The 25,685-nt window shown below is 71.4% G+C and carries 39 protein-coding genes and 1 pseudogene; 23 read left to right on the top strand and 17 right to left on the bottom strand.

Annotated elements, in window-relative coordinates:
* The first annotated feature begins 73 nt into the window (after positions 1–73).
* Entirely contained in the window at positions 74–517 is a 444-nt protein-coding gene (locus tag PVK74_RS31190) for a restriction endonuclease (protein ID WP_356982584.1), read from the top strand.
* 143 nt (positions 518–660) lie between these two features.
* Here the strand turns inward: PVK74_RS31190 and PVK74_RS03785 are convergent, their stop codons facing one another.
* Positions 661–1,206, bottom strand: a complete 546-nt coding sequence (locus PVK74_RS03785; protein WP_274478198.1) for an HD domain-containing protein — start codon at positions 1,204–1,206, stop codon at positions 661–663.
* Positions 1,207–1,289: 83 nt separating this feature from the next.
* Complete coding sequence (locus tag PVK74_RS03790) at positions 1,290–2,036, bottom strand: GntR family transcriptional regulator (RefSeq protein ID WP_274478199.1); 747 nt, start codon at positions 2,034–2,036, stop codon at positions 1,290–1,292.
* Between the two features lie 175 nt (positions 2,037–2,211).
* On the opposite strand from PVK74_RS03790, the gene PVK74_RS03795 reads away from it, so the two are divergent.
* The 6 genes and pseudogenes from PVK74_RS03795 (at position 2,212) to PVK74_RS03820 (ending at position 5,715) form a co-directional block, all read left to right on the top strand.
* Positions 2,212–3,402, top strand: a complete 1,191-nt coding sequence (locus PVK74_RS03795; RefSeq protein WP_069090158.1) for a helix-turn-helix domain-containing protein — start codon at positions 2,212–2,214, stop codon at positions 3,400–3,402.
* 305 nt (positions 3,403–3,707) lie between these two features.
* Positions 3,708–4,067, top strand: a pseudogene (locus tag PVK74_RS31125) (hypothetical protein); the annotation flags it as partial.
* On the top strand, positions 4,064–4,282 hold the full coding sequence (locus PVK74_RS03805) for a hypothetical protein (protein ID WP_209961546.1): 219 nt from the start codon (positions 4,064–4,066) through the stop codon (positions 4,280–4,282). The pseudogene PVK74_RS31125 and the gene PVK74_RS03805, both read left to right, overlap by 4 nt.
* Positions 4,279–4,452 carry a hypothetical protein gene (locus PVK74_RS03810; RefSeq protein WP_166456489.1) on the top strand — a complete coding sequence of 58 codons (174 nt, stop codon included), beginning with the start codon at positions 4,279–4,281 and terminating at the stop codon, positions 4,450–4,452. Before PVK74_RS03805 ends, PVK74_RS03810 begins: the two co-directional genes overlap by 4 nt.
* A gap of 19 nt (positions 4,453–4,471) precedes the next feature.
* On the top strand, positions 4,472–4,999 hold the full coding sequence (gene pyrE, locus PVK74_RS03815) for an orotate phosphoribosyltransferase (RefSeq protein WP_209961548.1): 528 nt from the start codon (positions 4,472–4,474) through the stop codon (positions 4,997–4,999).
* 71 nt (positions 5,000–5,070) lie between these two features.
* On the top strand, positions 5,071–5,715 hold the full coding sequence (locus PVK74_RS03820) for a hypothetical protein (RefSeq protein ID WP_209961550.1): 645 nt from the start codon (positions 5,071–5,073) through the stop codon (positions 5,713–5,715).
* A 58-nt stretch (positions 5,716–5,773) separates the two neighbouring features.
* On the opposite strand, the gene PVK74_RS03825 is transcribed toward PVK74_RS03820, so the two are convergent.
* Together PVK74_RS03825 and PVK74_RS03830 are read right to left on the bottom strand one after the other, a co-directional pair.
* Entirely contained in the window at positions 5,774–6,286 is a 513-nt protein-coding gene (locus PVK74_RS03825; protein ID WP_274478201.1) for a TFIIB-type zinc ribbon-containing protein, read from the bottom strand.
* Positions 6,287–6,405: 119 nt separating this feature from the next.
* Positions 6,406–6,990: a GIY-YIG nuclease family protein gene (locus PVK74_RS03830; protein WP_274478202.1), complete on the bottom strand. Its 585-nt coding sequence runs from the start codon at positions 6,988–6,990 to the stop codon at positions 6,406–6,408.
* 58 nt (positions 6,991–7,048) lie between these two features.
* Between PVK74_RS03830 and PVK74_RS03835 the strand changes: the two genes are divergently transcribed.
* Positions 7,049–7,504: a YunG family protein gene (locus PVK74_RS03835; protein ID WP_231915461.1), complete on the top strand. Its 456-nt coding sequence runs from the start codon at positions 7,049–7,051 to the stop codon at positions 7,502–7,504.
* Positions 7,505–7,545: 41 nt separating this feature from the next.
* Complete coding sequence (locus tag PVK74_RS03840; protein ID WP_274478203.1) at positions 7,546–8,469, top strand: AEC family transporter; 924 nt, start codon at positions 7,546–7,548, stop codon at positions 8,467–8,469.
* Here PVK74_RS03840 and PVK74_RS03845 read toward each other — a convergent pair whose 3' ends face one another.
* Together PVK74_RS03845 and PVK74_RS03850 are read right to left on the bottom strand one after the other, a co-directional pair.
* Positions 8,470–9,129: a Type 1 glutamine amidotransferase-like domain-containing protein gene (locus PVK74_RS03845; RefSeq protein WP_274478204.1), complete on the bottom strand. Its 660-nt coding sequence runs from the start codon at positions 9,127–9,129 to the stop codon at positions 8,470–8,472.
* A gap of 79 nt (positions 9,130–9,208) precedes the next feature.
* A complete protein-coding gene (locus PVK74_RS03850; RefSeq protein WP_274478205.1) occupies positions 9,209–9,550 on the bottom strand; it encodes a nuclear transport factor 2 family protein in 342 nt (113 codons plus the stop codon).
* 111 nt (positions 9,551–9,661) lie between these two features.
* On the opposite strand from PVK74_RS03850, the gene PVK74_RS03855 reads away from it, so the two are divergent.
* From PVK74_RS03855 to PVK74_RS03870, 4 genes are all read left to right on the top strand, one after another.
* Positions 9,662–10,501: a helix-turn-helix domain-containing protein gene (locus tag PVK74_RS03855; protein WP_274478206.1), complete on the top strand. Its 840-nt coding sequence runs from the start codon at positions 9,662–9,664 to the stop codon at positions 10,499–10,501.
* 67 nt (positions 10,502–10,568) lie between these two features.
* Positions 10,569–11,150: a dihydrofolate reductase family protein gene (locus PVK74_RS03860; RefSeq protein WP_166456480.1), complete on the top strand. Its 582-nt coding sequence runs from the start codon at positions 10,569–10,571 to the stop codon at positions 11,148–11,150.
* Positions 11,151–11,216: 66 nt separating this feature from the next.
* Entirely contained in the window at positions 11,217–11,801 is a 585-nt protein-coding gene (locus PVK74_RS03865) for an SDR family NAD(P)-dependent oxidoreductase (RefSeq protein WP_069090169.1), read from the top strand.
* Between the two features lie 21 nt (positions 11,802–11,822).
* Positions 11,823–12,389, top strand: a complete 567-nt coding sequence (locus PVK74_RS03870; RefSeq protein WP_274478207.1) for a hypothetical protein — start codon at positions 11,823–11,825, stop codon at positions 12,387–12,389.
* A 3-nt stretch (positions 12,390–12,392) separates the two neighbouring features.
* Here PVK74_RS03870 and PVK74_RS03875 read toward each other — a convergent pair whose 3' ends face one another.
* Positions 12,393–13,028, bottom strand: coding sequence for a hypothetical protein (locus PVK74_RS03875; protein WP_157538995.1), 636 nt, complete (start codon positions 13,026–13,028; stop codon positions 12,393–12,395).
* A gap of 108 nt (positions 13,029–13,136) precedes the next feature.
* Here PVK74_RS03875 and PVK74_RS03880 point away from each other — a divergent pair, with 108 nt between their 5' ends.
* Positions 13,137–13,502 (top strand): MmcQ/YjbR family DNA-binding protein, encoded by a 366-nt coding sequence (locus tag PVK74_RS03880; protein WP_176722920.1) that lies wholly within the window; start codon positions 13,137–13,139, stop codon positions 13,500–13,502.
* A 9-nt stretch (positions 13,503–13,511) separates the two neighbouring features.
* Here PVK74_RS03880 and PVK74_RS03885 read toward each other — a convergent pair whose 3' ends face one another.
* Both PVK74_RS03885 and PVK74_RS03890 read right to left on the bottom strand, forming a co-directional pair.
* A complete protein-coding gene (locus tag PVK74_RS03885) occupies positions 13,512–14,009 on the bottom strand; it encodes a DinB family protein (protein ID WP_064446224.1) in 498 nt (165 codons plus the stop codon).
* 44 nt (positions 14,010–14,053) lie between these two features.
* Complete coding sequence (locus tag PVK74_RS03890; protein ID WP_064446223.1) at positions 14,054–14,458, bottom strand: winged helix-turn-helix transcriptional regulator; 405 nt, start codon at positions 14,456–14,458, stop codon at positions 14,054–14,056.
* 77 nt (positions 14,459–14,535) lie between these two features.
* Here PVK74_RS03890 and PVK74_RS03895 point away from each other — a divergent pair, with 77 nt between their 5' ends.
* Entirely contained in the window at positions 14,536–15,333 is a 798-nt protein-coding gene (locus PVK74_RS03895) for an SDR family NAD(P)-dependent oxidoreductase (protein WP_231915457.1), read from the top strand.
* Between the two features lie 15 nt (positions 15,334–15,348).
* Here PVK74_RS03895 and PVK74_RS03900 read toward each other — a convergent pair whose 3' ends face one another.
* Complete coding sequence (locus PVK74_RS03900) at positions 15,349–15,816, bottom strand: SAM-dependent methyltransferase (protein ID WP_064446222.1); 468 nt, start codon at positions 15,814–15,816, stop codon at positions 15,349–15,351.
* Between the two features lie 72 nt (positions 15,817–15,888).
* On the opposite strand from PVK74_RS03900, the gene PVK74_RS03905 reads away from it, so the two are divergent.
* The 4 genes from PVK74_RS03905 (at position 15,889) to PVK74_RS03920 (ending at position 18,460) form a co-directional block, all read left to right on the top strand.
* Complete coding sequence (locus tag PVK74_RS03905) at positions 15,889–16,746, top strand: PhzF family phenazine biosynthesis protein (RefSeq protein WP_274478209.1); 858 nt, start codon at positions 15,889–15,891, stop codon at positions 16,744–16,746.
* Positions 16,743–17,441 (top strand): class I SAM-dependent methyltransferase, encoded by a 699-nt coding sequence (locus PVK74_RS03910; RefSeq protein ID WP_274478210.1) that lies wholly within the window; start codon positions 16,743–16,745, stop codon positions 17,439–17,441. The genes PVK74_RS03905 and PVK74_RS03910 overlap by 4 nt, the downstream gene beginning before the upstream one ends.
* Before the next feature lie 111 nt (positions 17,442–17,552).
* The gene (locus PVK74_RS03915; RefSeq protein ID WP_069090174.1) at positions 17,553–17,921 is read left to right on the top strand and encodes a YciI family protein; all 369 of its coding nucleotides are present in this window, start codon (positions 17,553–17,555) and stop codon (positions 17,919–17,921) included.
* Between the two features lie 80 nt (positions 17,922–18,001).
* Positions 18,002–18,460 carry a hypothetical protein gene (locus tag PVK74_RS03920; RefSeq protein WP_043324686.1) on the top strand — a complete coding sequence of 153 codons (459 nt, stop codon included), beginning with the start codon at positions 18,002–18,004 and terminating at the stop codon, positions 18,458–18,460.
* 20 nt (positions 18,461–18,480) lie between these two features.
* Here PVK74_RS03920 and PVK74_RS03925 read toward each other — a convergent pair whose 3' ends face one another.
* A complete protein-coding gene (locus PVK74_RS03925; protein WP_166456475.1) occupies positions 18,481–18,885 on the bottom strand; it encodes a nuclear transport factor 2 family protein in 405 nt (134 codons plus the stop codon).
* A 67-nt stretch (positions 18,886–18,952) separates the two neighbouring features.
* Between PVK74_RS03925 and PVK74_RS03930 the strand changes: the two genes are divergently transcribed.
* From PVK74_RS03930 to PVK74_RS03940, 3 genes are all read left to right on the top strand, one after another.
* On the top strand, positions 18,953–19,489 hold the full coding sequence (locus PVK74_RS03930) for a TetR/AcrR family transcriptional regulator (RefSeq protein ID WP_187692440.1): 537 nt from the start codon (positions 18,953–18,955) through the stop codon (positions 19,487–19,489).
* Positions 19,490–19,680: 191 nt separating this feature from the next.
* Positions 19,681–20,469 carry an alpha/beta hydrolase gene (locus tag PVK74_RS03935; RefSeq protein ID WP_274478211.1) on the top strand — a complete coding sequence of 263 codons (789 nt, stop codon included), beginning with the start codon at positions 19,681–19,683 and terminating at the stop codon, positions 20,467–20,469.
* A gap of 9 nt (positions 20,470–20,478) precedes the next feature.
* Complete coding sequence (locus PVK74_RS03940) at positions 20,479–20,877, top strand: VOC family protein (RefSeq protein WP_064446218.1); 399 nt, start codon at positions 20,479–20,481, stop codon at positions 20,875–20,877.
* A 4-nt stretch (positions 20,878–20,881) separates the two neighbouring features.
* On the opposite strand, the gene PVK74_RS03945 is transcribed toward PVK74_RS03940, so the two are convergent.
* The 3 genes from PVK74_RS03945 to PVK74_RS03955 are packed head-to-tail and all read right to left on the bottom strand — an operon-like array spanning position 20,882 to position 21,862.
* Positions 20,882–21,277, bottom strand: coding sequence for a hypothetical protein (locus PVK74_RS03945; RefSeq protein ID WP_104114202.1), 396 nt, complete (start codon positions 21,275–21,277; stop codon positions 20,882–20,884).
* Positions 21,274–21,654 (bottom strand): VOC family protein, encoded by a 381-nt coding sequence (locus tag PVK74_RS03950; protein ID WP_064446216.1) that lies wholly within the window; start codon positions 21,652–21,654, stop codon positions 21,274–21,276. The genes PVK74_RS03945 and PVK74_RS03950 overlap by 4 nt, the downstream gene beginning before the upstream one ends.
* Before the next feature lie 13 nt (positions 21,655–21,667).
* The gene (locus PVK74_RS03955; protein ID WP_064446215.1) at positions 21,668–21,862 is read right to left on the bottom strand and encodes a helix-hairpin-helix domain-containing protein; all 195 of its coding nucleotides are present in this window, start codon (positions 21,860–21,862) and stop codon (positions 21,668–21,670) included.
* A gap of 164 nt (positions 21,863–22,026) precedes the next feature.
* On the opposite strand from PVK74_RS03955, the gene PVK74_RS03960 reads away from it, so the two are divergent.
* Positions 22,027–23,433, top strand: coding sequence for an alpha/beta hydrolase (locus PVK74_RS03960; RefSeq protein ID WP_064446214.1), 1,407 nt, complete (start codon positions 22,027–22,029; stop codon positions 23,431–23,433).
* Positions 23,434–23,517: 84 nt separating this feature from the next.
* On the opposite strand, the gene PVK74_RS03965 is transcribed toward PVK74_RS03960, so the two are convergent.
* From PVK74_RS03965 to PVK74_RS03975, 3 genes are read right to left on the bottom strand one after another with little or no spacing between them, the layout of a single operon-like run.
* Positions 23,518–24,015, bottom strand: coding sequence for a YcxB family protein (locus PVK74_RS03965; protein WP_043324678.1), 498 nt, complete (start codon positions 24,013–24,015; stop codon positions 23,518–23,520).
* A 57-nt stretch (positions 24,016–24,072) separates the two neighbouring features.
* Complete coding sequence (locus PVK74_RS03970) at positions 24,073–24,837, bottom strand: SAM-dependent methyltransferase (RefSeq protein ID WP_247301551.1); 765 nt, start codon at positions 24,835–24,837, stop codon at positions 24,073–24,075.
* Positions 24,838–24,856: 19 nt separating this feature from the next.
* Complete coding sequence (locus tag PVK74_RS03975) at positions 24,857–25,633, bottom strand: hypothetical protein (protein ID WP_223201101.1); 777 nt, start codon at positions 25,631–25,633, stop codon at positions 24,857–24,859.
* Positions 25,634–25,685: the final 52 nt, after the last annotated feature.

The following is a 25,685-nucleotide window of genomic DNA, read 5'->3' on the forward strand; positions in this document are numbered from 1 at the left end:
AGTTGACGCATACCTCCGCCGTGCTGGAGATGCGAATAGCCCTTCGGACCGCCGCGGCAGGTACTACGAGAACATGCTGGCCTATCTACTTGAGTCCGTTCCCGGCTGTCACGTGCAGCGAAATACGCTTAATTACTACGGTACGGAGGAAGTTGACATAACCGTCGCCAACGAGAAGGCTGATGGTGGCTTCCGGATGCTCCCCGATATCTTTCTCGTAGAGTGCAAGAAGTGGTCTCGCCCAGTCGACAGCACCACGCTCGGCTACTTTGTAAATGTCGTAGTCGATAGAGGTTGCTCTCTCGGTATACTGGCCGCAGCGAATGGCATAACCGGACACCAGGAGCATCGAAGCCGTGCTCACGCCATCGGTGCTGCCGCACTTGTGCGTGGGATTCGGATTCTCCTTGTCACAGATGAGGATCTCCGGAGGCTTCAAAGCCCGAGTGACCTGGTCGCCTTACTTCACCGGCGTAATTTGGCGTTGACTGCCCACGGTACGATCTATCTGGGTTAGCTCGCTGTCGCGGTCTCGCTCTGGTGGGTCCAATACGATCGCAACTCTTCCCTTGGCGGCTCAACGCACTCACATCGGCAGATCCGGGTGTGTGAGACAGGCGACGGAAAGCTAGATGCGAAGGGCCGCCGTTCGACCTCTGATCACGGGTTCGGTGGATTCAGCCAGGCCATCGGTGCACCAGTGAGAGCGGCGTCAGCAAGACGGTGAGCGGACGTAGTCCGCAATGCGGCTCGCGAGCTGTCGATCCAGCGCTGAACGTCGGCAATGCCCTGGTGTCGGTACTCGACCGCTTGGACGAGGCACTCCAACTTGTCAGCGTCCCGGGCCACGACCGCTTCCAGGGTTTCGCCGGCCTCGTACTCGGCGACGGCAGCGTTGATCAGATCGGCTACGGCGGGTGGGCAGTCGGCGACCTGGTCGGCGGTGACGGCGGTGTTGGGCGCAGCGGTGAGGTAGCGCTTGGCGATGTGGGGGATGTCGGTGATCCGGGTTTCCTGCGTGTCGTGCAGGATGCACAACATCGAGACGCGAGCCGGGTCGGCGCCCTCCATGGCTGCGAGCATCATGCCGATGAGCGCCGTGCGGAACGAGTGCTCGGCGATCGACTCGGGGTGCTTCACACCGGCGAACCACCAACCGGTCCGGGCGGCGCGCTTGAGCACGCCGGCCTCGAAGATGAAGCTCATGGCTCCTGCATGAGGATCGTTGTCCACCGGAAGTGCCCTCTCACCCGCTGAGCTCGTCGACACCGCATCCCCCTCGCCAGTCGTCAGTCGATGGGGAGACGGTAGACGAGGTCATACCGGCCGCCTGGTAGCACGATGTCGGCCGTCTCCACCGGCGTACCGCCCGCGGTGTAGGTCCGCTCGATGGTGTGCACGAACGTGCGGGCCGGCAGGTTGAGCGCCTCGACCTCCTCTGCGGTCGCCGAGCGAAGGCTGACGCGCTCCACAACCTCGTCGACTCGTACGCCGATGGCGTCCATGCGAGTGACGACGCCCTTCACGTCGCTGTCCTCGGGCCACTCGATCGGAGTGTCCTTGGTGAGAGCAAGAGGCTCGTGCGACACGGAAAGCTGTATCGGTTCACCGTCGGCGAGGAAGCGGTACGACGTCCGCATCACCGGTGCGCCCGGCTCGATGCCGAGCCGGGCGGCGATCCGCTCATCGGCCTGCTCGTGTCGGCTGTGGTGCTCCCACGTGCCGTGCTGCCCGGCGCCGGCCGCGTCGCGGGCGAACGGGGACGTCGGGCCGTCGCCGGAGCGAACGTCGCGGCCTCGGGCGTGACGGACCAGCCGGGTGGTGTCTCGGACGTATACGCCGGATCCGGCGCGACCCTCCACGATGCCCTCGCCCTTCAGCACGGCGATGGCCCACTTGGCGACGGTCCGGTTCACGTCGTACTGGCGCATCAGGCCGGACTCGGACGGCAACTTGGTTCCAGCGGGGAGTTCTCCGGACAGGATCGCGGCGCGCAGGTCGGCAGCGATCGTCAGGTAGGCAGGCGGCGTTGGCATGTCGACAGCACCTCCGATTGGCCCAACCAGTCGACCACAGAGGGCGGGGGAGCGGCAGGTAGGAGCCGCCTTGACGTCGATACGAGAGCAGCGACCCACGTACACTGGCGCACGGTATGCCGGCGCACCGGCCGGTGCCGAAGTCCCAGCCCTCGTCCTGGGAGGCAGGCGAGACATGGCGAGCAAGGCCGACACGATCGGCGCCCGGGTCCGCTACTGGCGGATGCGCCGTGGCGGGATGAGCCAGGCCGTTCTCGCGGGGCTCGCCGGAGTCAGCCAGTCCTACATTTCCCAGGTCGAATCCGGCCGTAAGACGATCGACAGGCGCTCCACCCTGGTCGCCGTCGCCGCCGCGTTGCAGGTCACGGTCGCGGACCTGCTCGGTCAGGGCACCGAGACGGGTGACCCGGCACGTGAGCGCGCGGCGGAGTGCGTGCCGGCGATCTGGTCGGCGCTGATCGAGATCGAGGACGGTGAGCGGCGGCCGTCGACGCGTACCCGCGAGGAGTTGGTGGCGGGCATCGCGCGCAGTGAGCAGCTTCGCCATCGCTCGAACTTCCCGGCCATGGCCCAGATGCTGCCCGGCCTGCTGCTGGAGGCGGCCGCGGCGGGCGGCCCGGCGCTGGCGCAGGTGGCGTACCAGGCGTCGGCCTGCCTGCGGCACCTCGGGTACCGCCACCTGGCGTTGAACGCGGCGCGGGTTGCGGTGACGGCGGCCGAGGACGTGGAGGAGGCGGCGTGGCTGGGCGCGACCCGTTTCGCGTACGCGCAGAGCCTGCCGATCGAGTCGGCGCCGCTCGCCGCGCGGGCGGCTGACCGGTCCCTCGCGGAGCTTCAGTCCGCTGCCTCCGACGAACGGGTCCGGCAGATGCTCGGCCAGTTGCACCTGTCGGCGGCTCTGGCCTCGACAGTCAGCGGGCGTCTCGACGCCGCGCGCGACCATCTGACCGAGGCCGCCCGGGAAGCGGCGACCCTGGGTGACCCGGCTGACGGGATGGGGTTCAACGGCTGCGGGTTCGGGCCGACGAACGTGACGCTGTGGGAGATGTCCATCGCGGCCGAGTCCGGCGAGCCCGGCCGGGTGATCGAGCTGTCCCGCACGGTACGGCCGCAGGTGCTGGCGGCGTCGATCCGGCAGATGTCGTACTGGCTCGACCTCGGGCGGGCACTGGCCGATTCCGGTCGCCGGGACAACGAGGCGATCGCAGCGTTCGTGCGCGCGGAGCAGGCCGCGCCGGTGCCGTTCTCACTCAACCCGCTCGCCCAGGACGCCGTCGTCGCGATGGCGCAGCGGGCCAAGCGGCGGGCCGTGCCGAACGAGCTGCGTCTGCTGGCCGGGCGTCTGGGCATCAGCCTGGCGGCATAACCAGCGGTAATTTCTCCATCACCATGCGGCCCTAGTGTCCGTTTTCGGGTGAGGAAACGCCTCATCCTGCCGGGCGCGACGCCGCACTCCCTTGTGAGGCGATCCGTCGCGCCGGAGCGGACGGAGGTGGTGATGGGCGGTCGGAACCGTTGGCGCCCCACGGGCCAGGAGACGCAGGAAGCCGAATGGGAGGCGGCGAAGCGGAGAGTCCTCGGGCTGGCTGAATCGGATCACGCGCAGACAGTGCCCGGTGAGTCGGCAGCGGCGCAAGTGCAGCACCGGGGTCCCGACGTCACCCCACCCGCCGGGCGGCGCCTGCCGTACGAGGGCTACCTCCTCGCCGTCGCGTCGACGCTCGTACGCCGGCATCGCCCGGCCTGGTCGTGGCGGAAGTGGCGGTGGGTGTGCAGGTGTGGTGCGGACCTGCCGTGCCGGAACCGCCACCGCGTACCGATCAATCGCGGTCACTGGCCGCCGCAGGAGGACCAGTGAGGACTGTGGAACAGGCGATCCTGGCGGTGCATGTACGGGGTCTGGACGGGATGTGCGTGGGTTGCCGGCTGTGGTGGGCGCGGCTGACTCCGTACCCATGCTGGCAGGTCGCGTGGGCGACCAGCCGGCAGGCGCGCGCGAGCGTCGCCCGCTTCCTGGGGGTGCGCGGGTGAGCACCCACGGGCCGGTGCTGCCGGTCTGGACGTGCGGCGGGTGCGGTGCGCCGTGGCCGTGCGCGACGCGGCGGCGGGAGCTGCTTGCGGAGTACGAGGACGCGCCGGTGTCGCTGGCGGTGTACCTGGGGGCGCAGTTGGTGCGGGCGACGGCGGATCTGAGCTGGGCGCCGGCGGGGACGTTGCACCGGCGGTTCCTGGGGTGGCTGCGGTGAGCGTGTTGCGGGCCGGCGACGAGAAGTTCCACTACAGCGACGGGTCGCACCGGTGGACGGCGCCGGATCCGGAGTACGACCAGGAGGTGTGGGAGGAGCAGGTCCGTCAGCACAAGCTGGGGCACCTGCGCAACGAGCGTCCAAGGGTTCGCATCCGCCGGATCGGTTGACGGGTGCGAGACTGGGCCGGTGACTCACCCGCTCGCGCGCCGCGTCTACGACACCTGCCACCTCACCGGCCGGTTCCATCTCCGATCTGGGCAGGTCAGCGACGAGTACTTCGACAAGTACCTGTTCGAGGGGAAGCCGGAGCTGCTGCGCGAGGTCGCCGAGGCGATGGTGGCTCTGCTGCCGGAGTGCGACGTGTTGGCGGGCATGGAGATGGGCGGCATCCCGATTGCCACGGTGATGTCGCAGCTGACCGGGCTGCCGACGGTGTTCGTGCGTAAACAGGCGAAGGAGTACGGCACCGCGAAGGTGGCCGAGGGCGGGCCGGTGAGCGGTCTGCGGGTCGTCGTGATCGAGGACGTCGTGACCACGGGAGGCGCGCTTCTGGCCTCGTGCGGACACCTGCGATCGGTCGGTGCCCAGGTGGAGACGGTGGTCTGCGCCATCGACCGCGAGCAGGGCGGGCGGGAGAACCTGGCGGCCGAGGGACTGCAGCTCCGCTCCGCCCTGACTCGCCGGGACCTGGAAGCCGCGCTGACGGCCAGGTGATCATCCCCGGATACCTGAACGGATACGAGCCGCCGATCCTGCGGTCGCCGCTGGTCGACGGGTCAGACGTGATGTCGCAGGCGATGTTCTGGCCCGCTTTCCTCGCCACCGTCGGCGGAGCCGCGTCGGCACCGGACGCCTTCGGTGTCGATCCAGCCGATCTGGAGCCGATCGTCGACGTATTCCTCGACCTGGACCGATGGCCGGTGTTCTCGCTACCGCTCGCCGAGGGCTGTCGCCTGCACGTCGTCATGCGCAACTACGAGGACGACGGTGGCGTCGACTATGTGCTCGATCCCGGCACCGGCGACGTGCCGATCCCCCTCGCCGCGATGGAGGGACATTTCCGAGGACCGGCGTTCGCATGGCAGGAAGTGGTCGCCGCAGCGCGGCAGCCGGATCCGGACCACACGCCGGCCGAGCGGTTGCTCCTGCTCGTACCGGCCTGTGCCGACAGCAGCCGCCCGAGCACGGCCGTCGACCTGACAGCGGAAGCCCTGGCCACTCTCGGCGCCCGGTCCGGTGTGCGTCAGCTCAGTGAGGAACTGCTTAACAACCTCAGGTACTGGGGGCCGTGCCGGTGGACGTACGTGGACGGCGTCCTCGTCGGCCTTGGATCGGCCACCTACCGCCGTCAGGGAGGTGATCTGTCACCGGAACAACTCCGTCTCGTCGCCGCCGCGCTCCAGCCCGGTGATGCCGGCATCAAGCGGTAGCCAGGGAACCTGCTCGTCACCGACAGGGCCTCGTTCGCCGGCTTGGTGCCGGACGCCGTCAGCCGGACGTCAGGTTCCACCGTGCGGGCAGGGTGCCACCGCACAGGGCGCAGGTGAAGTCGTCGTCGCGCACGATGTTGCGCTCACCGCAGCCGGGGCAACGACGAAAGATGACCCGGTCGGTGAAGCGACCAGGGTGGGGTACGCCGATTCGGTCGAGTGCCTTCGCCACAGCGGGCCAGCAGTCCGGATCGGGACAGTAGCCGGTCGACTGGTTCGTGACCTCGCCGGCGCGCCAGCCGCCACCGGCCGGAGCAAACGCCATCTCACCTGCGGCAAGCACGTCCCGGCCACCGGCAAGGGCGATGTGTTCGCTCCGACGCGGCGCCAGTCTGAGCATGCCGTCGAGATCGACGACGAACGTGACCGGTTCGTCGAGGTCTCCAGGGTCACGCCCAGCCAGCCACTCGTCGAGCGAGGCGATCGAGTGCACGGTGACAGCGTCCACCGCGACCACCCGCTCACGGAACTCGGCCGGCCCGACATAGGCGTACTGCCTCGTCTGTGCCACGGCGCGACGATAGCCGGCCAGGGATCGAATGCGGCTACTGCAATTCCGGTCAGCGGATGATCAGGCGTCTGCTCGGCCCGGATGGGATGCGGCGCGAGGCCTGTCGGGTTGCGGGCTGGCTAAGGCTGGTCAGGGCCACTGCTGGCGTTGTACGAGTTCTTGGCGGCGACCACTGCGGCCTGGATGTGCTCGGGGCCGACGCCGTGGACGTTGAGCGGTGGGTGCAGGCGCCGGACGAGTTCGGCCTCGATGACCGCCGGCTCGGGGTCCTCCGCCCAGGTCAGGCGCAGGTTCGTGTGCATCCACGCGGTCAGCCGTCTCTCGTCCTCGGGGACCAGGACGACGCGGTCGGTCCAGGTCGTCCGGTAGCCCTCGGACACGAGAAGCCCGGCCAGCGTGCGGCGCAGCGTCGAGCTGCCCGACCGTCGTAGATGGTTGCGCAGGATCCGGCCCCGCAGGCTGGTTGCCCGGCCGAGATAGAGCATCCGCCGCGACGGGTCGCTGTCGTTCGGTGGTCCGGGGAGGTCGGGGAGGACCGAGGGCGGGGCCCACCAGGCGTAGACGCCGCTGCCGCGGGCGAGCCGCTTGACGGCGACGTCGAGCGCGACCGGCGGGCCGGAGAGCAGCCGCAGGGCCGCGTCGACCCGTTCTTCGTCGGTCGGGACGTCGGCGGATCGCCGTTCGGGGAAGGTCACCGGGACCATCCTAGGCGCGCGGCGGGGTGCTTGACTCTCGACCCGGTCGAGGGCCGACCCTTCCCGAGTGACGTATGAGGAGCACGACCAAAGATCAGTCCCGCTCGCGATCGACCTGGAGATGCTGCGGCCGGTGCTGCGCGCCGGCTGGGGAGCGGACACCTGCGACCCGCACGACCTGGAGGATTGGCACGCCGGCAACCCAGCCCGTGGGCAGTGCGGGGTGACCGCGCTGATCATTCAGGACCTGCTCGGCGGAGAGCTGATCCTCGGCGAGGTCCACGCCGGAGACACCAAGGTCGGCCACCACTACTGGAACCGGCTGGCCGACGGCCGCGAGGTGGACCTGACTGCCGACCAGTTCCAGCCGTCGGAAGTCGTTGTCGGCGGTCAGGTTCAGCAACGCCCGCCGGGCCCACCCGTCCGGTGCCGCCGGCAGTACGAGATCCTGCGGGACCGCGTCCTCGTCGCCCTCTACGGTGCCGCACCCCGTTTGCTCGTTCCGGACGGGATGCGAGGCTGACCGCGTGGCTTACCGAACGCCCGCCCTCCGGTGATGCCCGCATGAGCCTGGTGTCGGCGTTCGTACCGATCTGGATTCTCACCGCTGTCGGTTACGCGTCCTGTCGCTGGGGCCTGCTGGGCGAGGCGGCGGCGTCGGTGCTCGGCCGGTTCGTGTTCCAGCTCGCGATGCCGGCCGCCCTGTTCCTGGCCCTGGCCCGGATGCCGCTGTCCGGGTTCGCGGGCCGCTCGCTGCTCGCCTTCGGGGTGAGCACCGTCGCCGTGGTCGGGTTCGGCTGGGGCGGCGCGAGCCGGCTGTTCGGTCGCGAGCCCGGCGAGCGGCCGATCTGGGGCATGGCCGCCGGGTACGTGAACTCGGCGAACCTCGGCATCCCGATCGCGACGCAGGTTCTCGGCGACGTGTCGTTCCTGGCGGTGGTGGTGCTGCTGCAGGTGCTGGTGGTGGCACCCGTGATCGTGGTTGCCCTGGACCGGCGCAGCGACCCGGCCGGGCGGGTCCGGGTGCGCCGGGTCGCCTCGCTGCCCGTACGCAATCCGGTGATCCTGGCGTCGCTGCTCGGTGTCGCGTGCTCCGCTGCCGGTGTGCGTCTGCCGGCGGCGGCCGCCGCGTCGCTGACGCTGCTTGCGGGCGCCGCGGCGCCCGCCGCCCTGGTCGCGCTCGGCGCGTCGCTGCACCCCGCGGCGCCGTCGCGGGCGGAACCGACCGGGCCCGGAGAGCTGGCCGCGATCAGCGCGCTGAAGCTTGTCGCACAACCTGTCATCGCGTACGCGGCCGGCCTGGCCCTGCACCTGTCCGCGCCGCAGTTGCTCGCCGTGGTGGTGTGCGCGGGCCTGCCGACGGCGCAGAACACGTTCATCTTCGCCCAGGAGTACGGCGTCGGCGAGGCGGTCGCCAACCGGGCGGTGGTGGTGACGACGACGCTGTCGCTGGCCACGCTGGCTGCGGCGGCGGCGCTGCTCGGGTAGCTACCGCTCGGCGGGGAACCGCCTCCACTGCCCCTCGGAGACGACCTCGACCGTGCCGTCGACCACAGTGATTGCCGTCTGGTCGTCGATCGCGTACGCCGGACCGGCGACCTCGGCCGCCCACTTCTCGGCGTTCGCCATGGTGTTGTCCGGTTCGAGGCCCAGGTGCGGGAAGATCGAGAAGTCGACGAGCCCCAGCGTGCGGTCGTCAGGCGCGGACTGCCACTCGACGAAGTCCGTGCCGACACGCGGGGTCAGCACCATGCTCCCCGCGCTCAACCCCACCCAGACGGTGTCAGGCAGCGACGGCAGCAGGTCCGCCAGCCCGGACTGCCGCATCCAGTGGCACAGGTACGTCGCGTCGCCGCCGTGCACCAGGATGACGTCCGCCTCGCGGACCCAAGGGACCCACCGCTCCTGGCCGATGCTCGGTAGCGCGGTCAGCTCCAGGACGCCCAGCGACTTCCAGCCCAGCCCGGTCATCGGCAGCGGCGTCTGACCGGTGATGAAACGCCAGGCCGAGGCCGGCCCGCCCATCGGGTAGGCGGCCGTGGGGATGCAGAGCGCGTTGGACTCGGCGACCGGCCTGCCCAGCAGGCCGACCAGCGCATCGTGAATGCTCGGGTTCTGAACGCCCGCGGATGTGAGAAGAAGCTTCACGCCTACCTCCGGTGGCAGCGGTTGGGTGCACGGGAGTACAGACCGGGCACCGTATCGGAACTCATCGCCGCACGTCGCGTCACTCGCGGATCTCGATCGCCGCGACCAGGCCGTCGTCGAGGCGGTAGACGTGCGTGACGACGTGGTCGGCGAGCTTCGTTCCGGCTTTGTCGTGCACCACCTGATGAACGGTGACGGCGATCCGGCCGTCCGGCTCCGTGCGGAACGCCGTCGGTGTGACGACGGGTTCGAGCTGGTCCCACTGCCGCCGCCAGTAGGCACTCACCTGGTCCCGGCCGCTGAGGACGCCCCCTTCCCAGCCGTTGGGCCACGAGACGTCCGGCGTCATGGCGGCCAGCAGCGTGGGGATGTCACGCCTGTTGAAGGCCGCGTAGAGGTTCGTGAGCAGCGGCGAGTCCATCGAGCCAGCATGGCCGGTGGACAAGGCATCGTGACGACCTATTCGCGGTCAGCAGAATCGGCCCCGGCGGGGCGTCGGTGACGACGGCGGGGCGTCCGCGATGCTGTGGGCGTGGAGTACGTGTCCAGAGTGCCGCGACCGCCGCTGGACGAGCTGATCGACGACCTCTACTACCTGGCGGGCACGCCCCCGTACCCCCGGCTGACGCTGCCGCCGATGCCGGCGGCGCTGCTCATCGTCAACCTCGGCGCGCCGTTCCGCGTCCGCGGCGGCACCGACATCGAGACCACCGGGTACGCCGACGGCTGCGTGATCACCACGCCCACCCGCGCGTTCGAGTTCGGCTACCCGCGCCCGACCCGGTCCGTCGGCGTACACGTCAAGCCGTGGGGCCTGGCGCCGTTCCTGCCGGTGCCCGCGGCCGAGCTGCGCGACCGGCCGGTGACGCTGGAGCAGGTCTGGGGCCGGCCCGCCGTCGCCGACCTGCGCGACCGGCTGGCCACGGCCGACGGGCCGCACAAGATGCTGGCGCTGCTGGAGGAGGAGCTGAGGCGACGGCTGTCCGAGACCACCGGGCTGGGGCTGGTCCGGCACACGAGCGGCGTCATCGCGGCGACCAGCGGCGCGGTGCCGATCGGTGACCTGAGGACGGCAGCCGGCGTGAGCAGCACCCATCTGACGCAGCGGTTCAAGGAACTCGTCGGCGTCACACCGAAGCGGCTGGCCCGCACCTACCGCTTCGCCGCCGCCGTGTTCGCGATCGACCCCGCCCGGCCGGTCGACTGGGGCGAGCTGGCAAGTGACGCGGGCTACTTCGACCAGGCCCACTTCGGCCACGAGTTCCGGGCGTTCACCGGGCTCACGCCGACCCGGTACGTCGAGGTCCGGCGGCGGTTCCTGCGCGAACACCCCGGCCACGTGATCGACGGCTGGTCGCTGCCGGCCGATTGATTTCCTACAAGAACGGCGGCCCGCGGCCCGCTAACTTGGGGGCCACCCAAGGAAGGGGAGAACCGGCGTGGGCACTGTGGTCCTGTACAGCTCGGTGTCGGTGGACGGCTTCGTCGCGGACGACAACGACCAGCCCGGGCCGCTGTTCGACTGGTTGACGAGCGGTGACGTCCCGCTGGACGACAGCGGCGCGTTGCGGGTGTCGCAGACGTCCCACGACTACGTCCGGCCGTACTGGGATCAGATCGGGGTGACCGTCGTCGGGCGGCACGTGTTCGACCTGACCGACGGCTGGGACGGGACGCCGCCGAGCGGCATCGCCCACGTGGTCGTCGTGACGCACCGGCCGCCGCCCGAGGGTTGGAACCCCGGCGCGCCGTTCCACTTCGTCGACGGCGTCGAGGCGGCAGTGGCCAAGGCGCAGGAACTTGCGGGGGACCGCATCGTCGAGGTCGCCGCCGGTGACGTCGGCGGCCAGGCGCTCGCCGCGGGCCTGGTCGACGAGGTACGCATGGACGTCGTACCCGTCGTGTTCGGCTCCGGCAAGCGCTTTTTCGGGTCGGTCGACGCGCAGCACCTGCTGGAGGATCCGGACGTCGTGCTCCCGGGCGAGCGAGTGCTTCACCTGCGGTACCGGGTGCGCCGCTGACCGAGCGCGAACGCGGCGTCCGATCCCCGCCGGACAGACGGCCCGACGTCGACCAGTCTTCCTCCCGTGAACAACGCACTCGACGGCAAGGTAGCTCTCGTCACCGGTGGTGGCCGTGGCATCGGCGCGGCGGTGGACCGGGCGGCCGGGGAACTGGGCCGGTTGGACATCCTGGTCAACAACGCGGGCGCGTTCCTGCTCGGACAACTGGAGCAGCTGAGTCTCGACGAGTTCGAGCAGACAGTCGCGGTGAACGTCCGGGCACCGTTCGTCGCCTCGCAGGCCGCGGTGCGCCACATGTCGGCGGGCGGGCGGATCGTCAACATCGGCAGCAACACGGCCGAGCGGGCCGTCTTCCCGGGCTTCTCGCTCTACGCGATGAGCAAGACCGCCCTGATCGGCCTGACCAAGGCGCTCGGGCGCGAACTCGGCGGTCGAGCGATCACCGTGAACCTGGTGAACCCCGGTGCCACGGACACCGAACTGAACCCGGCCGACGGCCCGAACGCGGACACGATCAACGGGTTCACCGCCCTCGGCCACTACGCGCAGCCGGCCGACGTGGCCGCCGCGGTGGCGTTCCTCGCCGGCCCGGACGGGCGTTACGTCACCGGCGCGACGGTGAACGTCGACGGTGGATTCACCATCTGACCATCGGGAACGGCCAGGGTGATGACCGGAAGGACGGCCGCGGCGGGGGAGAGTCCTCCTTTTCCGCTGGCGCGCGCCGGGCAGCGCGGGTACACCTGGGCGGTGATCCTCATCCAGCGGGTCCGCGTCCGGTGGACCGCCGACGCCCGCGGCGCGCCTGCGGCGAACGCCCGCCGTGGCCTGGTCCGCGCGATGCCGCTGCCGCGGGCACTGCCGGAGGGCGAGGTGGTCGTCCACGACGTGCTCGCCGACCAGGCGGCCGGCTACAAACACCGGGACGGGGTACGCGCCGGAGACGTCGCGCTGACCCGCGAGGCTGGGCTCTGGCTCGGGCGTGACCAGGCGTGCATCGTCGTGGACCGGCTGCCGGGGTCGGCGGCGTTTCCGCGCCCGTCGGCGTCGGCACGGCTGTTCACGCTCGCCCCCGGGCAGGTCGGCCGCTACCGGGCCAACTTCCGGTTCACCGGCTGCGGGTGCGATCCGAGCTGGTACTACGAGGAGTGGCTGGTGCACGTCGGACACGGTGCGGTGGCATCCTTCGGCGCGCCGGACCGCGACGTCGACCACCGCGTGCACCTGTACGGGTAGGCGTCAGCTGTCGAACCAGACGACGAGTCGTACGTTGTCCTCGCCGTGCCGTTCGGCCAGCTCGCGCATGCCTTCCAGCACCGCGCGCAGCGCCGGGTCACGCTGCAGCGCATCGCTGTTGGACAGGCGCTCCACCCGCCACATCACGTTTCCCGAGCGCCATTCGGTGCCCTCCGGGTAACTGCTGCCCCGGTGATCCGCGTGCTCGCCGGCTACCTCGCGCCAGGATCGCCCGTGCCGGGTGGCCTTGCTCCGGTAGCGCGGTCCTTCGGCCGTCAGGTCGTACACGTGGATCCGGTCGTCCACCCGGGGCGATGGCGCGCTCCAGTCGATGCGTGCCACCTCCGCCCACGACACCCAGGTGGGGTCGTGATGGCGTTCGGTGAAGTGACGAGCGCGCAGGCTCGCGCTGACGTCGTCCGGCAGGCCACGGCCGGGCGCGACCGGCTCGAACCCGGCGAAGTTGCGCACACCGAACAGCAGGCCGAAGGCGTCGTAAATGGTGGAGACCTCCCGCAGGCTGATGTCGGTCAGCTCCCACGGCGAACCCGTACCGTGCGGCCGGATCTCCACCCCACCCCAGATGTCGGTACTCACGTCGCTCCACCCCCGCAGCCGAGACGCTTCGATGTCCGCCACGACCATCGCACCCGGCGGCAAGGCGCCGCAGCCCGGACCTGACTGCTGCGGGGCGGCGCGGTGGCTAGGCTGTGCCGGTGCGGAAGGCGGGGTCCCGGGGTGACCGTCATGGTTGACGCGGACGACGTGCGTCGGGTGGCGTTGTCGCTGCCCGACGTGGTCGAGATCGACAGTGACGGCTTCGACTTCCGGGTCGCCGGCAAGGGGTTCGTCTGGTCCTATCCCGAACGTACGCCCGGGAAGCCGCGGCGCATCCGCACCGACATCGCCGTGCTGTACGTGGGCGACGAGGCGGAGAAACAGGCCCTGCTCCTCGGCGAGCCCGACCTCTTCTTCACCACCCCCGCGTACGACGGGTTGCCCCTGGTCATGCTGCGGCTGGCGCGCGTCGGCGTCGAGCGTCTGACGGAACTCGTCACCGACGCGTGGCGGATGCGTGCCCCCGGCTCGCTCACCGGTGAACCCGGCGCGTGACCCCGCACGCTATCCGTCGAGGATCTGCTCCCGGAGGATGTCCGCGTGCCCGCAGTGCTGGGCGAACTCGCGCAGGACGTGGAGATACACCCACCGCAGCGGAAGCGGCCCCCGTCGGTGCCCGGTGAGCATGTCGTCCAGACCTCGCGTGGAGGTCGCCCGGCGTGACGCGTCCCGAGCGTCGCGGTAGGCCTGCCGGACCCCGGCGATCGTGTCGCCGTCGTCGAGGAGGAACGAGTCCTCCGACCGCTCCGGGATGCCGATCTCGGCGCGAGACCGACCCGTGACGGCTTCGTCGAACCAGACCTTCTCGACGAAGGTGGCGTGCTTCACCAGACCCAGCAGCGTGGTGCGGGAGGCCACCAACGATCGGCGCGCCTGTTCCTCGGTCAGTCCGTCCAGGCAGCGGTCGAGCGCGTCGCGGTGTTCGTCGAGAAACGCCTCGAACTGGGCCTGGACCGGCTGCGCGACGACTTCGGCGGAGAAGGTGGGCGGGAAGGACGGCATGGACGCAGCATTCCAGATCGGCGGCCGGATGAGCGCGGGGTGTATCAGGCGGGTCGCTGACGAACCGCGACGATCTCGGCGTGGTGAGCGACCGCCCAGTCGGCCAGCGCGGAAAGCGGCTCCAGCAGGCTGACACCGAGTGGCGTCAGCCGGTACTCGACGCCCGGCGGCACCGTCGGAAACACCTCACGCTCGACCAGGCCGTCGCTTTCCAGCGCACGCAGTGTCCGGCTGAGCATGCGCGGGCTGATGCCCTCCACGGCGCGGTGCAACTCGTTGAACCGGTGCGGATGCCGGCCGAGCAGGGTGATCAGCAACAGCGTCCACTTGTCGCTCACCCGCCGCAGCAGGTCGGTGACCGGACAGCGGTCGTACTCGCCGGCCGGAACCGGCACCGGCAGCCGATGATCGAGCAGCGAGGCACTCACATCGGTGTCACCTGTGGACATGAAAGTGCCTTCTTTCGCCTCCGCCGGCCTGCTGCCCAGGATGGGGCAGGTCGATGAGCACACGATAAGGGGGCGACGTGGGCGTCGTGGTGGTCAGTGGCGGCACGAACGGAATGGGGCGTGCGTTCGCCCTGGGGCGGGCCGAACGTGGCGACCGCGTCCTGGTGCTCGGCCGCAACCGTGCACGTGGCGAGGCGATGGCCGGCGGCCTGATCGCCTTCCTTCCCGTCGACCTGTCCAGCACGGCCGAGACGCGGCAGGTCATCGAGCACATCCTCGGCGAGCACCAGGTCGTGGACGCGTTGACGCTGTTCGCCAACGCGGTGGCGCCGCGTCGCGTCGAGACGGTGGAGGGACTGGAGCGTACGTTCGCGCTCTACTACGTCAGTCGCTACCTGCTCAGTTTCGGTCTGCGTCCGGCCCTGGACCGGGCGGTCGCGCCGGTGATCGTGAACGTCGCCGGTGTCGGGGTCACGAGAGGCGAGGTGCGCTGGGCCGATCCGCAGATGGGGGAGGGCTACTCGGCCGTCGCCGCCCAGTTGCAGGCCGGGCGGGCCAACGACCTGCTCGGCGTGGGCTTCGCCCAGCGGTCCGGCAGCCGCGCCCGATACGTGCTCTACCATCCCGGGTTCACCAGGAGCGGTGACCGTAGCGCGCTCCCGTTCGTGGTAAGGGGGCTGCTCGCGGTGGCGGCGGCGGTCGCCGCCCGGTCCGTCGCGGACGCGGTGGCGCCGATTCACCGGTTCCTGGACGCGCCGCCGACCGCGCCGGTGACCGCCGTCGACCGGGGGAAGCAACTTCCGCCCGGTTTCCCGACCCTCGACCCTCATGACGCCGAGCGGTTGATGGACCTCACGGAGAGGCTGCTGCGGTGAGGCGCCGCGCCGACGCTACGGCCGGAAGTAGTCGGACATCATGCTGCTGACCCACTCCGGCTGCCGGACGTTCGTGGGGACGAACTCCACCAGCACCGGCTTCAGGTCGATGACCGGCGTGCCGGACACCGCGTCGAGGCCCACCACCGTCAGTTCCCGGCCGTGGACCGACTCGATGCGGCAGCACGTCACGCCGATCCGGTTCGGCCGACGGGGACCACGGCCGGCGAACACGCCCATCGGCGGCAGGTCGGCCCGGCCCCGGTAGGGACGGGGCTCGCGGTGGTCGCCGCCGTCCGGGAACCGGTCGAAGACGAACACGACCTCCACGTGCGAGAACTCCTCCAGGCCCTGCAGGCACGCCTCGCCGAAGCGCTCGTCGACGACGATCGTGCTGCGGACGGCGCCCCAGTTGTCGCTGTGCTGGATGTCCGTCCGGTCGTTGCGGACCGTGCCGATGGGGGTGATCTCGAAGCTGGGCATGCCCGGAGAGTAGTTCCGCGTGGCTCGTCACGGGGGCCCACGAGCCGGGCCACCGGCGCTAGGTTCATGATCATGGACGTTCTCCGATACGCGGCGTTCACCGCCGACCCGGCCGGCGGCAACCCGGCCGGTGTCGTGCTCGACGCCACCGGGGTGGATGACGCGGAGATGCAGCAGGTGGCGGCGCAGGTCGGCTACTCCGAGACGGCGTTCCTCCTGCCCGGCGAGGGCGGGCGGTTCACGGTGCGCTACTTCAGCCCGAAGGCGGAGGTGCCGTTCTGCGGCCACGCGACCATCGCGTCCGCGGTCGCGTACGCGCAGCGGCACGGCCCCGGCGCGCTGCACCTGGACACCCGCGCCGGACTGGTCGAGGTCGCCACGAGCGCGCAGGCCGACGGCGCCACCACCGCCACGCTCACCAGCGTCGCGCCGCGCACCGTACCCCTTGCCGCGGGCGACCTCGCGGCGCTGCTCGCCGCGTTGCGCTGGTCGCCGGACGATCTCGACGCGACGCTGCCGCCGCGTGTCGCGTACGCCGGGGCCTGGCATCCGATCGTGGCCGCCGCGACCCGGCGGCGCCTGGCGGACCTGGACTACGACATGGCGGCGCTGAGCGCGCTGATGGCCGAGCGGGACTGGACGACGATCGACCTGGTGCATCGCGAGTCCCCGCTGGTGTTCCACGCGCGCAATCCGTTCCCGCCCGGCGGCGTGGTCGAGGACGCGGCGACCGGCGCGGCGGCCGCCGCGTTCGGCGGTTACCTGCGCGAGATGGGCCTGGTGCGGCCGCCCGCCACAGTCACCGTGCGGCAGGGCGAGGACATGGGCCGCCCGAGCCTGCTCACCGTCGGCATCCCCGCCGATCCCGGCGCCGGGATCGCGGTGACCGGCACCGCCGTGCCCATTCCACCCGCTGAGGCGGCCCGGTGAGGCCGGACCACTACGACGGCTTTGCCGAGCGGTACGCCGCGGAGAACGAGTCCAGCCTGTTCAACGCCTACTACGAGCGGCCCGCGATGCTGGAACTCGCCGGGGACGTGCGGGGCCGCCGGATCCTCGACGCGGGCTGTGGCACCGCCCCGCTGTCCGAGGCGCTCGCCGCGCGCGGGGCCGTCGTGACCGGCTTCGACGGCAGCCCGGCGATGGTCGAGCTGGCCCGCGAGCGGCTCGGCGGGGACGCGACGCTGCTGGTGGCCGACCTGGGCGCGCCGCTGCCGCTCGCCGACGGCGCGTTCGACGACGTGATCGTGTCGCTGGTGCTGCACTACTTGGAGGACTGGACCGCGCCGTTGGCCGAGCTGCGCCGTGTGCTGCGTCCCGGCGGCCGGCTCCTGGTGTCGGTGAACCATCCGATCGGGTACGAGGTGGCGTTCCCGGACGCCGACTACTTCGCCGTCGCGAGCTGGTCAGAGGAGTACGACTTCGACGGGCAGCGCGCCACGCTCACCTACTGGCACCGGCCGCTGCACGCGATGACGGCGGCGTTCACCGACGCGGGTTTCCGGCTCTCGGTGATCAGCGAACCGCCGTTCTCGCCCGACACGCCGCGCAAGCTGCTGCCCCCGGAACTCGACGGCCGTACGGCCTTCCTCTGCTTCATCTTCTTCGTTCTCGAAGCGCACTGAATCCGAGCGGCGCATAACGTCGAGCGGCGTATAACGTCGGATCCGGGTCGGCTCGTTCGTAGGACGGGTGAGAGGCGGCCGGACCGGCCGCCCGGACAAGGGAGTCATGGCATGCCGCGGTACCTGATCTCGTTCAACGACGGCGCGATGGACCACATCCCCGCGGAGGAGATCCCCCAGGTGGGCAAGGACGCGCACGCGGTCATCCAGGAGGCCGTGAACGCTGGCGTGTTCGTGTACGGCACCGGGCTCGAACGTCAGCAGGCGAGCATCGTGGGCACGGACGGGGTGGTCACCGACGGGCCGTTCCCGGAGACCAAGGAGGTCATCGGCGGGTTCGTGGTCCTCGACGTGGCCTCACGCGACGAGGCGCTGAAGTGGGCCGCCAAGATCGCCGTCTCGTGCCGCTGCGCCCAGGAGGTCCGGGAGGTCATGCCCGACCCCGAGACGGAGGCGATGCTCCGCGCGGCGGGCCGCTGACCGGTCCGATGTCGACGCGGCGACGGTGGGCGGGGCACCCGGACGGAGGCCATGCCTACCATGATCGCTAGCCTCGTGCGGTGAAACGTGAACTCGCCGCGCTCTCCCTGCTGTTCGTCGTCTCCGCGTGTGCGCCCTCGGAACCCACGCCGTCGACGTCCGCCACCCCGTCGTCGTCCGCGTCGGCCTCGGCCGCTCCTCAGGCCGGCTCGACCGCGCCCGCGGACAAGGTCGCGGCCGGTGCGTGCAACATGGTGGCCCGGGTGGTCGAGCAGCAGGACGTCCGCTTCACCTCGAACTCGCCGATCGCCATGCGTGCCCGCAAGGCGGCCGACCCGGGCGTCCGGGACGCCGGCGAACGGCTGGCGGTGGCGGCGAAGGAATCCGGGGACATGTTCGTCCGCAACGACCCGAACGAGGACACCGGCCCGGTCGACGCCCGTATGGCCGAGGCGCAGCGCGGGCTCCTGTCCGCGTGCACGGCGCTGTTCGGGCCGCAGCCGTGGCCGTTCGCCCCGTCGCCGACACCGACCACCTGAGCCGCGGCGCTGATGCCGGCTCATGCCGGGCCGGCGGCCCCGGCGATGGCGAGTGTGTGCTGGTATTCGCGCCAGTGGGCCAGCTTGCCGTCCCGGGTCCGCAACACCCCGATGAACGGCGCGGACGCGGTCACCCCGGTCACCGTGTGCGTGCCGACGAGCTCGTACTCGACCACGATCACCTCGGGATCGGCGGTCTCGTGTACGACCACGCCGCGGCAGTCGTCGAACCGCACCGGGAACGACGCCCGGCCCGCTCGCGTGTACTCGAGAACGGACTGCTTCCCCTCGGTGCGGGTCGGGTGGCCGGGCGCGGCGAAGGGCGTCTCGATCACCACGTCGTCGGCCAGCGAATCGGCCTCGAAGGTGGGCAGGTTCGCCAGCCACCTGGCGCGCATGCTCTCGAAGATCTGCTGTGGTGTCACGTCGGCCTCCGCGATAATGAGTCATGACTCGACTTGTGGCTCCGAGAATAATGAGTGGAGACTCACTTTGGTAGAGGGTCCGCCCCTGCGCGCCGACGCGCAACGCAACCGGGCACGCATCCTGGACGCCGCCGAGGCGGTCTTCGCCGAGTTCGGCGCCCGCGCCTCCACCGAGGAGGTGGCCCGCCGGGCCGGCGTTGCCATCGGCACGGTCTTCCGTCATTTCCCCACCAAGGAGGACCTGCTCGCCGCGCTCATGAAGCGACTGCTCGCACAGCTCACCGAGGAGGCGGGACGACACGACCTCTTCGGTTTCTTCAGACACACGGTGGCCCAGGCCGCCGCGAAGAAGACGGCAGTCGAACTGCTCGCCGGATCCGGCGTGGACATCCGGCTCCCGGATGCGGTAGGTCACCTGGAGGAGGCGATGGGCAGGCTGCTGCAACAGGCCCAGGCCGACGGAACCGTCGCCGACTCGGTACGGCTACCCGAGGTGATGGCGCTGCTCACCGGCATGTGCCAGGGCGCGCTGCACGGCGGATGGGACGAGCACCTGCAAGCCCGGACGCTGGCGGTCGTCTTCGCCGGCTTCGAGCGCGGCTGACGGTCCGGGATCACACCGCGATAAACCGGTTGGCCCCGCCCGGCGAGCGCTGTTACCTTGCCGGTGGCCGTGCCGGAGAACGAGGGAGGTGGTACCCGTGACCGCAGTATCGACATGGGTGCTCCCCTCGGGGGTCACGGCCGGGCGATAGGTCGTCCGGGAGCGCCGTCGCACTCCCGAAAGGCACGACCATGCGCTTCACCTCCGAACAGCGCCTCGCCGACGGCGTCCGCGAACGCGAGCTCACCCTCGGCGAGATCCCGGGCATCCTGTGGACGCCCGCCTCCACGTCGGCGCCGGCCCCGCTGATCCTGCTCGGCCACCCCGGCGGACTGCGCCGGATGTATCCCCGCCTGGCGGCCCGGGCGCAGGGCTGCGTCGAACAGGGCTTCGCCGCCGCCACCATCGAACTGCCCGGCGGTGGCGACCGGCCCGCGTCCGCCGCCGCCGAGCGGGCCCGCGCCGACCTGCGCCGGGCGCTGGCAGCCGGCGAGCGGGTCGCCGACGAGGTGGTCGACCGGCTCGTCCTGCCGCTGGTGGAGGAGGCGGTACCGGAGTGCCGGGCCGCGCTGGACGCACTCCTCGCGCTGCCCGAGGTCGGCGGCCCGGTCGGGTACGCCGGCGGGGTGATCTCGATCGGCGTACGGCTGGCGGTGGTCGAACCGCGCATCGTGGCCGCGCTCCTGTTCGCCGGAAGCTTCGTGCCGCGCGCCATCATCGAGGAGGCCCGGCGGGTCACCATTCCGCTGCACGTCCTGTTGCAGTGGGACGACGAGGGCAACGACCGGCGGATGGCACTGGACCTGTTCGACGCCTTCGGCTCGTCGGAGAAGACGCTGCACGCCAACATGGGCGGGCACACCGGCGTGCCGTGGTTCGAGGGGGACGCCGCGAACCGGTTCTTCGCCCGGCACCTGAAGGCGGGCCCGCCGGTGGCGGTCTCGGCGGATCCGGGGGAGGGGACGCCGTCCGGTCCGTAGGGTGATCGCATGGCGCCCGTGACCGGACTGGACCACGTCGTCATCGCCGTGTCCGACTGGCGGGCCGCCACCGACTTCTATCGCGACGTCGTCGGCGCCGAGGTGATCGGCGTCGGCGGCGACCGCGTCGCCTTCCGGATCGGCCCCCACCGGTTGAGCGTGCACGGGCCGGGTCTCGACCTCGGCGGCAACGTGGCCCGGATTCCCGTCCGTCCGGGCAACAGCGACATCTGTTTCGTCTGGGCCGGGCCGATCGAGGAGGCGGTGGCGCATCTGCGGCGGCACGACGTCGAGGTGGAGACCGGACCGGTCCGGCGGGCCGGCGCCGGTGGCGCCGGGACGAGTGTCTACTTCCGCGACCCGGACGGAAGCCTGCTGGAGTTCATCTCCTACCAGGAGAGGCCGTGACCGGTCAGAGCGGTGACACCACCAGCTCGACGTGCCGGGCCTCCGTCGCGTCGTCCACGGCGAACTGCAGCAGCCAGCGGCCCGGCGCCAACTCGATCTCGTCGTTGTCGTCGGCGTCGCCGACGTAGAGCCGTCCGGACGGGACGTCCAGTGTCACCTCGTGCGGGTGCCCCGTGACGCGCTGCGACGTCACCCGGATGTCGAGGGTGACATCTGCCTCTCCCTCGTCCGCCACGGCGGCGGAGGCGACCACGACCGCGACGTGGTGCGTCGTGGCGAACACCGGCGCGTCCCCGGCGTGGAAGTCGATGTCGAAGTCGGTCTCGCAGAGGGCGTCGCTGAGGTAGACGGCACCCCAGTGGTATGGGCGGACCCGGCGTACGCGTCGGTCGTCGGTCACGCGAGCCCGCCGACCGGCGGCGCCCAGGTCGGGCGCCGGATCAGGCAGAACGGGTGACCGGCCGGGTCGGCGTACACGTGGTCGCCCGCCAGCCGCCGCGCGCCCAGCGCGAGCACCGCCGTACCCACCGCCTCCTGGTCGTCGACCATCACGTCGAGGTGCATCTGCTGCGGCACTTCCGGCTCCGGCCACGTCGGCGGCGTCAGCTCGGGGGCGCGTTGGAACGCCAGCCCGGACGCCGCCGTACCGGCCGACACCACGGCGAAGTCGTCGTCCGCGTACGTGATCGGGTCGCCGAGGACCGCGCTCCAGAAGCGTGCCTCGGTCATCGGATCCGGGCAGTCGACGATCAGGTGGTGGAGCCTGCCGAGCGGCATCGCGATCGCCTCGTCAGCTCAGCCGCAGGTCGTGCTCGGCGAGGGCGGCCTCGACGACGCCCAGCGCCTTCGGTCCCATGCCGTGCAGGCGGGCCAGCTCCGCGCGCGGTACACCGGCGAGCCGGCGCAGCGTGGTGTAGCCGGCCGCGGTCAGCGCCCGCGTGGCCGGCGCGCTGATCTTCGGCAGGCGGTCCAGGGACGACGTCATCGCCCGATGCTAGACCGCCACGGTGCGGCTCGCCTGCCCGTCCTTCGGCCCGTCAGGGACGGAATGGGGGAAAGACCCGACGGGCATATCGGGGCGTTTCCGTATGGGACTCGGGTGGGACGCCGCTGAAGAATCGACAGGCATCCAAGACACCGGGAGGTGCCGTGTTCCGACGTACCGTGGCCGTCGCTCTGGCCGCGCTCACCGTCCTGGCGGGACTGCCCGGCGCGGCGCGCGCCGGGCTTCCGCCGCAGCGGCTCGTGTGGAGCGAGTGCGCCGACGACCTGCCGGACGTCCCGCCGGATGAACGCGTGCGGTGCGCCCGGCTGCGGGTGCCGGTGGACTGGGCCCGGCCGCACGGTCCGACGGTCGACCTCGCCGTGGCACGCCGGTCCGCGCGCCTGCCGGAGCAGCGGGTGGGCACGCTGGTGTTCGGGCCGGGAGGCCCCGGCGACTCGGGAGTGGAACGGATCCGCAAGGGCGACCGGTTCAGCGACGAGTTGCTGGACCGGTTCGACCTGGTCAGTTTCGACCCGCGTACGGTCGCCCGCACCGCCGCGCCGGTCTGCGCCCCGGATCCGGCGCTGCGCAAGCCGGCCGTCCCGCTGACCGGTCAGGCCGACTTCGACGCCGCGGTGGCCTACAACCAGGCGCTGTGGCGCAGGTGCCGTCCGACCAGCCCGGTGTTCGACCACGCCGACACGCTCAGCACCGTCCGTGACCTCGACGCGTTGCGGCGGGCGCTGGGGGAGCGGCAGCTGTCCTTCCACGGCAGCTCGTACGGCACGCTGCTGGGCCAGCAGTACGCCGAGCGGTACCCCGGCCGCGTGCGGGCTGTCGTGCTGGAGGGCGTGTTCGACCACAGCCTCGACGTGCGCTCCTTCGTGCGGACGCAGGCCGCCGCGTTGCAGGACTCGTTCGACGAGTTCGTGTCCTGGTGCGACAGGTCGCCGGAGTGCGTGCTCCACGCACGCGACGTGCGGGCGGTCTGGGCGCAGGCGCTGGCCCGCGCGGACCGGGGCGAGTACGCCCCCCGTACCGCCTTCGACGTCACCGCTGTGGCGCTCGGCCTGCTCGCCGGTCCGCGTTGGCCGCAACTCGCGGTGATCGTGCGGGACATGGCCGCCGGTACGCCGCCACCGCAGGTGAATCTCCCGGTCTCCGTCGCGGCGTTCTGCGCGGACTGGCCGGCGCAGGTAAGCGACTACGCCGCGTACGCCGGCGTGGTCCGGGACGCCCGGGCCGTCGCCCCGGACGTCCGGTACGGCGCCGGCCTGCTGGCCGTGCAGACGTGCCTGGGCTGGCCGTCCCCGGTCCGCAACCCGCCGCACGAGCTGAACGTGCACACCCGCACGCCGCTGCTGCTGCTCAACGCCCGGCACGATCCCCGGACCGGCTACGCCTGGGCCGTGAACGTCGCCCGGCAACTCGGCCGGCACGGACGCCTGGTCACCTACGAGGGCTGGGGCCACGGCACCTACCAGCGCACCGACTGCACGACTGCGGTGGTGGACCGGTACCTCGTCGACCTGACCGTGCCCGCCCCGGGCACACGATGCTCGGCGAGCTGACCGCTGCGGGTCCGCCGGTGCGGCAGGTTGACGCGACCGCCGGACAGGCCGGCGACGCAACACGTACAGCCGATCAGAACCTCGTCAACGGTCGCCGAGCAGTCCGCGTCCGGCCATGAAGGCGCGCAGCGTCCCGGCGTCCTCGGCGGACATCAGCCACCGGGGGATCACCGTGGCCGGCATCCGTCCCACGTACACGATCCAGAAATCCGGGGTCTCGGTGACCCGCTCGACGCCGTCCCAGGCGATGCCGCCGGACTCCGAACCGCTGCGCATCATGATGTTGCGGTCGTCGATGTCGTAGCCGCCCTCGACCGCGTAGCCGCCGGACCGGCGCCGGGCCCGCCAGCGCACCCACGGCGCGTACAGCATCGACAGCACGCCGGCCACGATCAACGCGGTCCACAGCGACGCGAAGCGGCCGCCCCGCTCCGACGCCTGCGAGGCGATCCAGCCGATCACCCCGATCGCGGCGAGGGCCGCGCCGATGTAGCCGAAGCGGCGCAGCCGGGCGGCGGCCAGCGCGGCGGCCACACGGGCCGGATAGGCGGGGTCGGCCGGTACGGCGAAACGGATCTGCACGCCCGAACGATAGTGCCCCGCCCGCCTGTCCCGGGCCGGACCCGCGCCGGTAGCCGGTCAGATCCGGCGCAGCACCAGCGTCACGAACCCCAGCACGCCGCGGTATCCGCGCAGCCACTGGTCCCGGTGCTCCCGGGCGGTGGCGAGCGCGCCGGCGGCATCCGGGTGACCCGGGTTGTCCAGTGCCCACTCGGTCAGCGAACCGGTCCACGACCACTCGTAGTCGTCCCACTCGGCGGCGTCGCTGACGTGCGCGTACACCGGGGTCCAGCCGGCCTGCTCGGCGGCCGCGACCAGACCGGCGAGGTCGGTGTGGTCGTCGGGTTTCGCGCCCAGCGCCGCCAGCGCCTGCGGCGTCGGCGGCACCTGCCAGAACCCCTCACCCACCATCAGGACGCCGTCGGCGTTCACGTGCCGGCCGGCCAGTTCCAGCGTCTCGCCGAACCCGCCGAACGCGTGCGTCGACCCGACACAGAGCACCAGGTCGTAGTCGCCGTCCGGCACGTACGACCGGGCGTCGCGCTCGTGCAGCGTGAGCCGGTCGGCGAGGCCGCGCACGGCGGCGGCCTCCGTGGCGCGTTCCAGCGCGTACGGGTTGAGGTCCACGCCGTCGGCGTGCCCGTCCGGGTGGTGCGCGAGGGCCTGTAACGCCCAGGCGGCCTCCCCGCAGCCCAGGTCGAGGATCCGGGCCGCCGGCCGGCGACCGGCCCGGCGCAGCAGCCGGTTGACGTTGACGCCGGAGAGCGGCGCCGCGATCGGGTGGTGCGAGTGCGCGATGCTGCTGAGCCGTTGACGGTCCATCGCCGCAGTCAACACGAGCACAGCCGGATTGTCGTGCCGGTCAGGCGCGGCAGACAATCGTCGCGTCGTCGGTGGCGACGCCCCCGCGTGCCTCCGCCGCCCGGACCCGGGCGATGACCTCGGCCGGGCCGGCGGTCTCCAGCAGGCGCAGCAGCCCCGGCCAGTCGGTCAGGCCGAACGTGTCCACGAGACGGCTCGCGCCGTTGCTGAGCAGCGCCGCGCCGGTCACGTCGTGGGCCGGGCACTCGCCGGTGGCCGCCTCGGCCACCACCGCCGGATCGTCCTTGGCGACCCAGAAGCCGCCGGGGCTGTTGCGGCGGGACCGCAGCTCCATCAGCAGCCGCCGGTACTCGTCGCCGCCCTCCGGCACGTCCTTCAGCCGCTCCTCGAAGGCTCGGGCGATCACCACCTCACGCGGATCGTGGGCGACGACGGGATCACCGGCCGCCCGGCCGACCAGCGCGACCGCGTCACCGAGGACCAGGTGCTCGACGGTCCCGCCGGAGAACCGCAGCATCGCCACCGCGGCGAACGGGCTGATCGGGTGGGCGACGTCGCAGGTGTCGCGGTGCTGGTCGGTGACCCGCTCGATGCCCTCGGCCAGCACGTCGCGCAGGCTCCGCTCCTGCGCCAGCGCGCCGAGCAGCGCGCCGCCGAGCCGGGTCGCGTACCAGGCGATGCCGTGACGGCAGACCTCGTCCGCGCCGGTGATGCCGCCCGCGCCGTCGACCAGGACCAGGCCGCAGGGGACGGCGCCGGCGAAATCCTCATTGGTACGGCCCGGATGTCCCGCGTCGGTCGCCATCGCTACCCGCATGCGCCTCATCATGCCCGGGCCGACCGGAACGCGATGTCCCTCGCGGCTTGAT

The sequence above is a fragment of the Micromonospora chalcea genome (assembly GCF_028768405.1).
GTDB lineage: Bacteria > Actinomycetota > Actinomycetes > Mycobacteriales > Micromonosporaceae > Micromonospora > Micromonospora chalcea.

Coding starts and splice junctions, on each gene's coding strand:
- PVK74_RS03785 (WP_274478198.1), bottom strand. CDS start 1,206: ATGAGCTTCATCTTCGAGGCCGGCGTGCTCAAGCGCGCCGCCCGGACC.
- PVK74_RS03935 (WP_274478211.1), top strand. CDS start 19,681: ATGCGCTTCACCTCCGAACAGCGCCTCGCCGACGGCGTCCGCGAACGC.
- PVK74_RS03830 (WP_274478202.1), bottom strand. CDS start 6,990: ATGGTCCCGGTGACCTTCCCCGAACGGCGATCCGCCGACGTCCCGACC.
- PVK74_RS03905 (WP_274478209.1), top strand. CDS start 15,889: ATGGACGTTCTCCGATACGCGGCGTTCACCGCCGACCCGGCCGGCGGC.
- PVK74_RS03940 (WP_064446218.1), top strand. CDS start 20,479: ATGGCGCCCGTGACCGGACTGGACCACGTCGTCATCGCCGTGTCCGAC.
- PVK74_RS03890 (WP_064446223.1), bottom strand. CDS start 14,458: ATGTCCACAGGTGACACCGATGTGAGTGCCTCGCTGCTCGATCATCGG.
- PVK74_RS03790 (WP_274478199.1), bottom strand. CDS start 2,036: ATGCCAACGCCGCCTGCCTACCTGACGATCGCTGCCGACCTGCGCGCC.
- PVK74_RS03885 (WP_064446224.1), bottom strand. CDS start 14,009: ATGCCGTCCTTCCCGCCCACCTTCTCCGCCGAAGTCGTCGCGCAGCCG.
- PVK74_RS03795 (WP_069090158.1), top strand. CDS start 2,212: ATGGCGAGCAAGGCCGACACGATCGGCGCCCGGGTCCGCTACTGGCGG.
- PVK74_RS03915 (WP_069090174.1), top strand. CDS start 17,553: ATGCCGCGGTACCTGATCTCGTTCAACGACGGCGCGATGGACCACATC.
- PVK74_RS03840 (WP_274478203.1), top strand. CDS start 7,546: ATGAGCCTGGTGTCGGCGTTCGTACCGATCTGGATTCTCACCGCTGTC.
- PVK74_RS03900 (WP_064446222.1), bottom strand. CDS start 15,816: ATGCCCAGCTTCGAGATCACCCCCATCGGCACGGTCCGCAACGACCGG.
- PVK74_RS03975 (WP_223201101.1), bottom strand. CDS start 25,633: ATGCGGGTAGCGATGGCGACCGACGCGGGACATCCGGGCCGTACCAAT.
- PVK74_RS03850 (WP_274478205.1), bottom strand. CDS start 9,550: ATGGACTCGCCGCTGCTCACGAACCTCTACGCGGCCTTCAACAGGCGT.
- PVK74_RS03820 (WP_209961550.1), top strand. CDS start 5,071: ATGTCGCAGGCGATGTTCTGGCCCGCTTTCCTCGCCACCGTCGGCGGA.
- PVK74_RS03870 (WP_274478207.1), top strand. CDS start 11,823: ATGACCGGAAGGACGGCCGCGGCGGGGGAGAGTCCTCCTTTTCCGCTG.
- PVK74_RS31190 (WP_356982584.1), top strand. CDS start 74: ATGCTGGCCTATCTACTTGAGTCCGTTCCCGGCTGTCACGTGCAGCGA.
- PVK74_RS03880 (WP_176722920.1), top strand. CDS start 13,137: ATGGTTGACGCGGACGACGTGCGTCGGGTGGCGTTGTCGCTGCCCGAC.
- PVK74_RS03950 (WP_064446216.1), bottom strand. CDS start 21,654: ATGCCGCTCGGCAGGCTCCACCACCTGATCGTCGACTGCCCGGATCCG.
- PVK74_RS03955 (WP_064446215.1), bottom strand. CDS start 21,862: ATGACGTCGTCCCTGGACCGCCTGCCGAAGATCAGCGCGCCGGCCACG.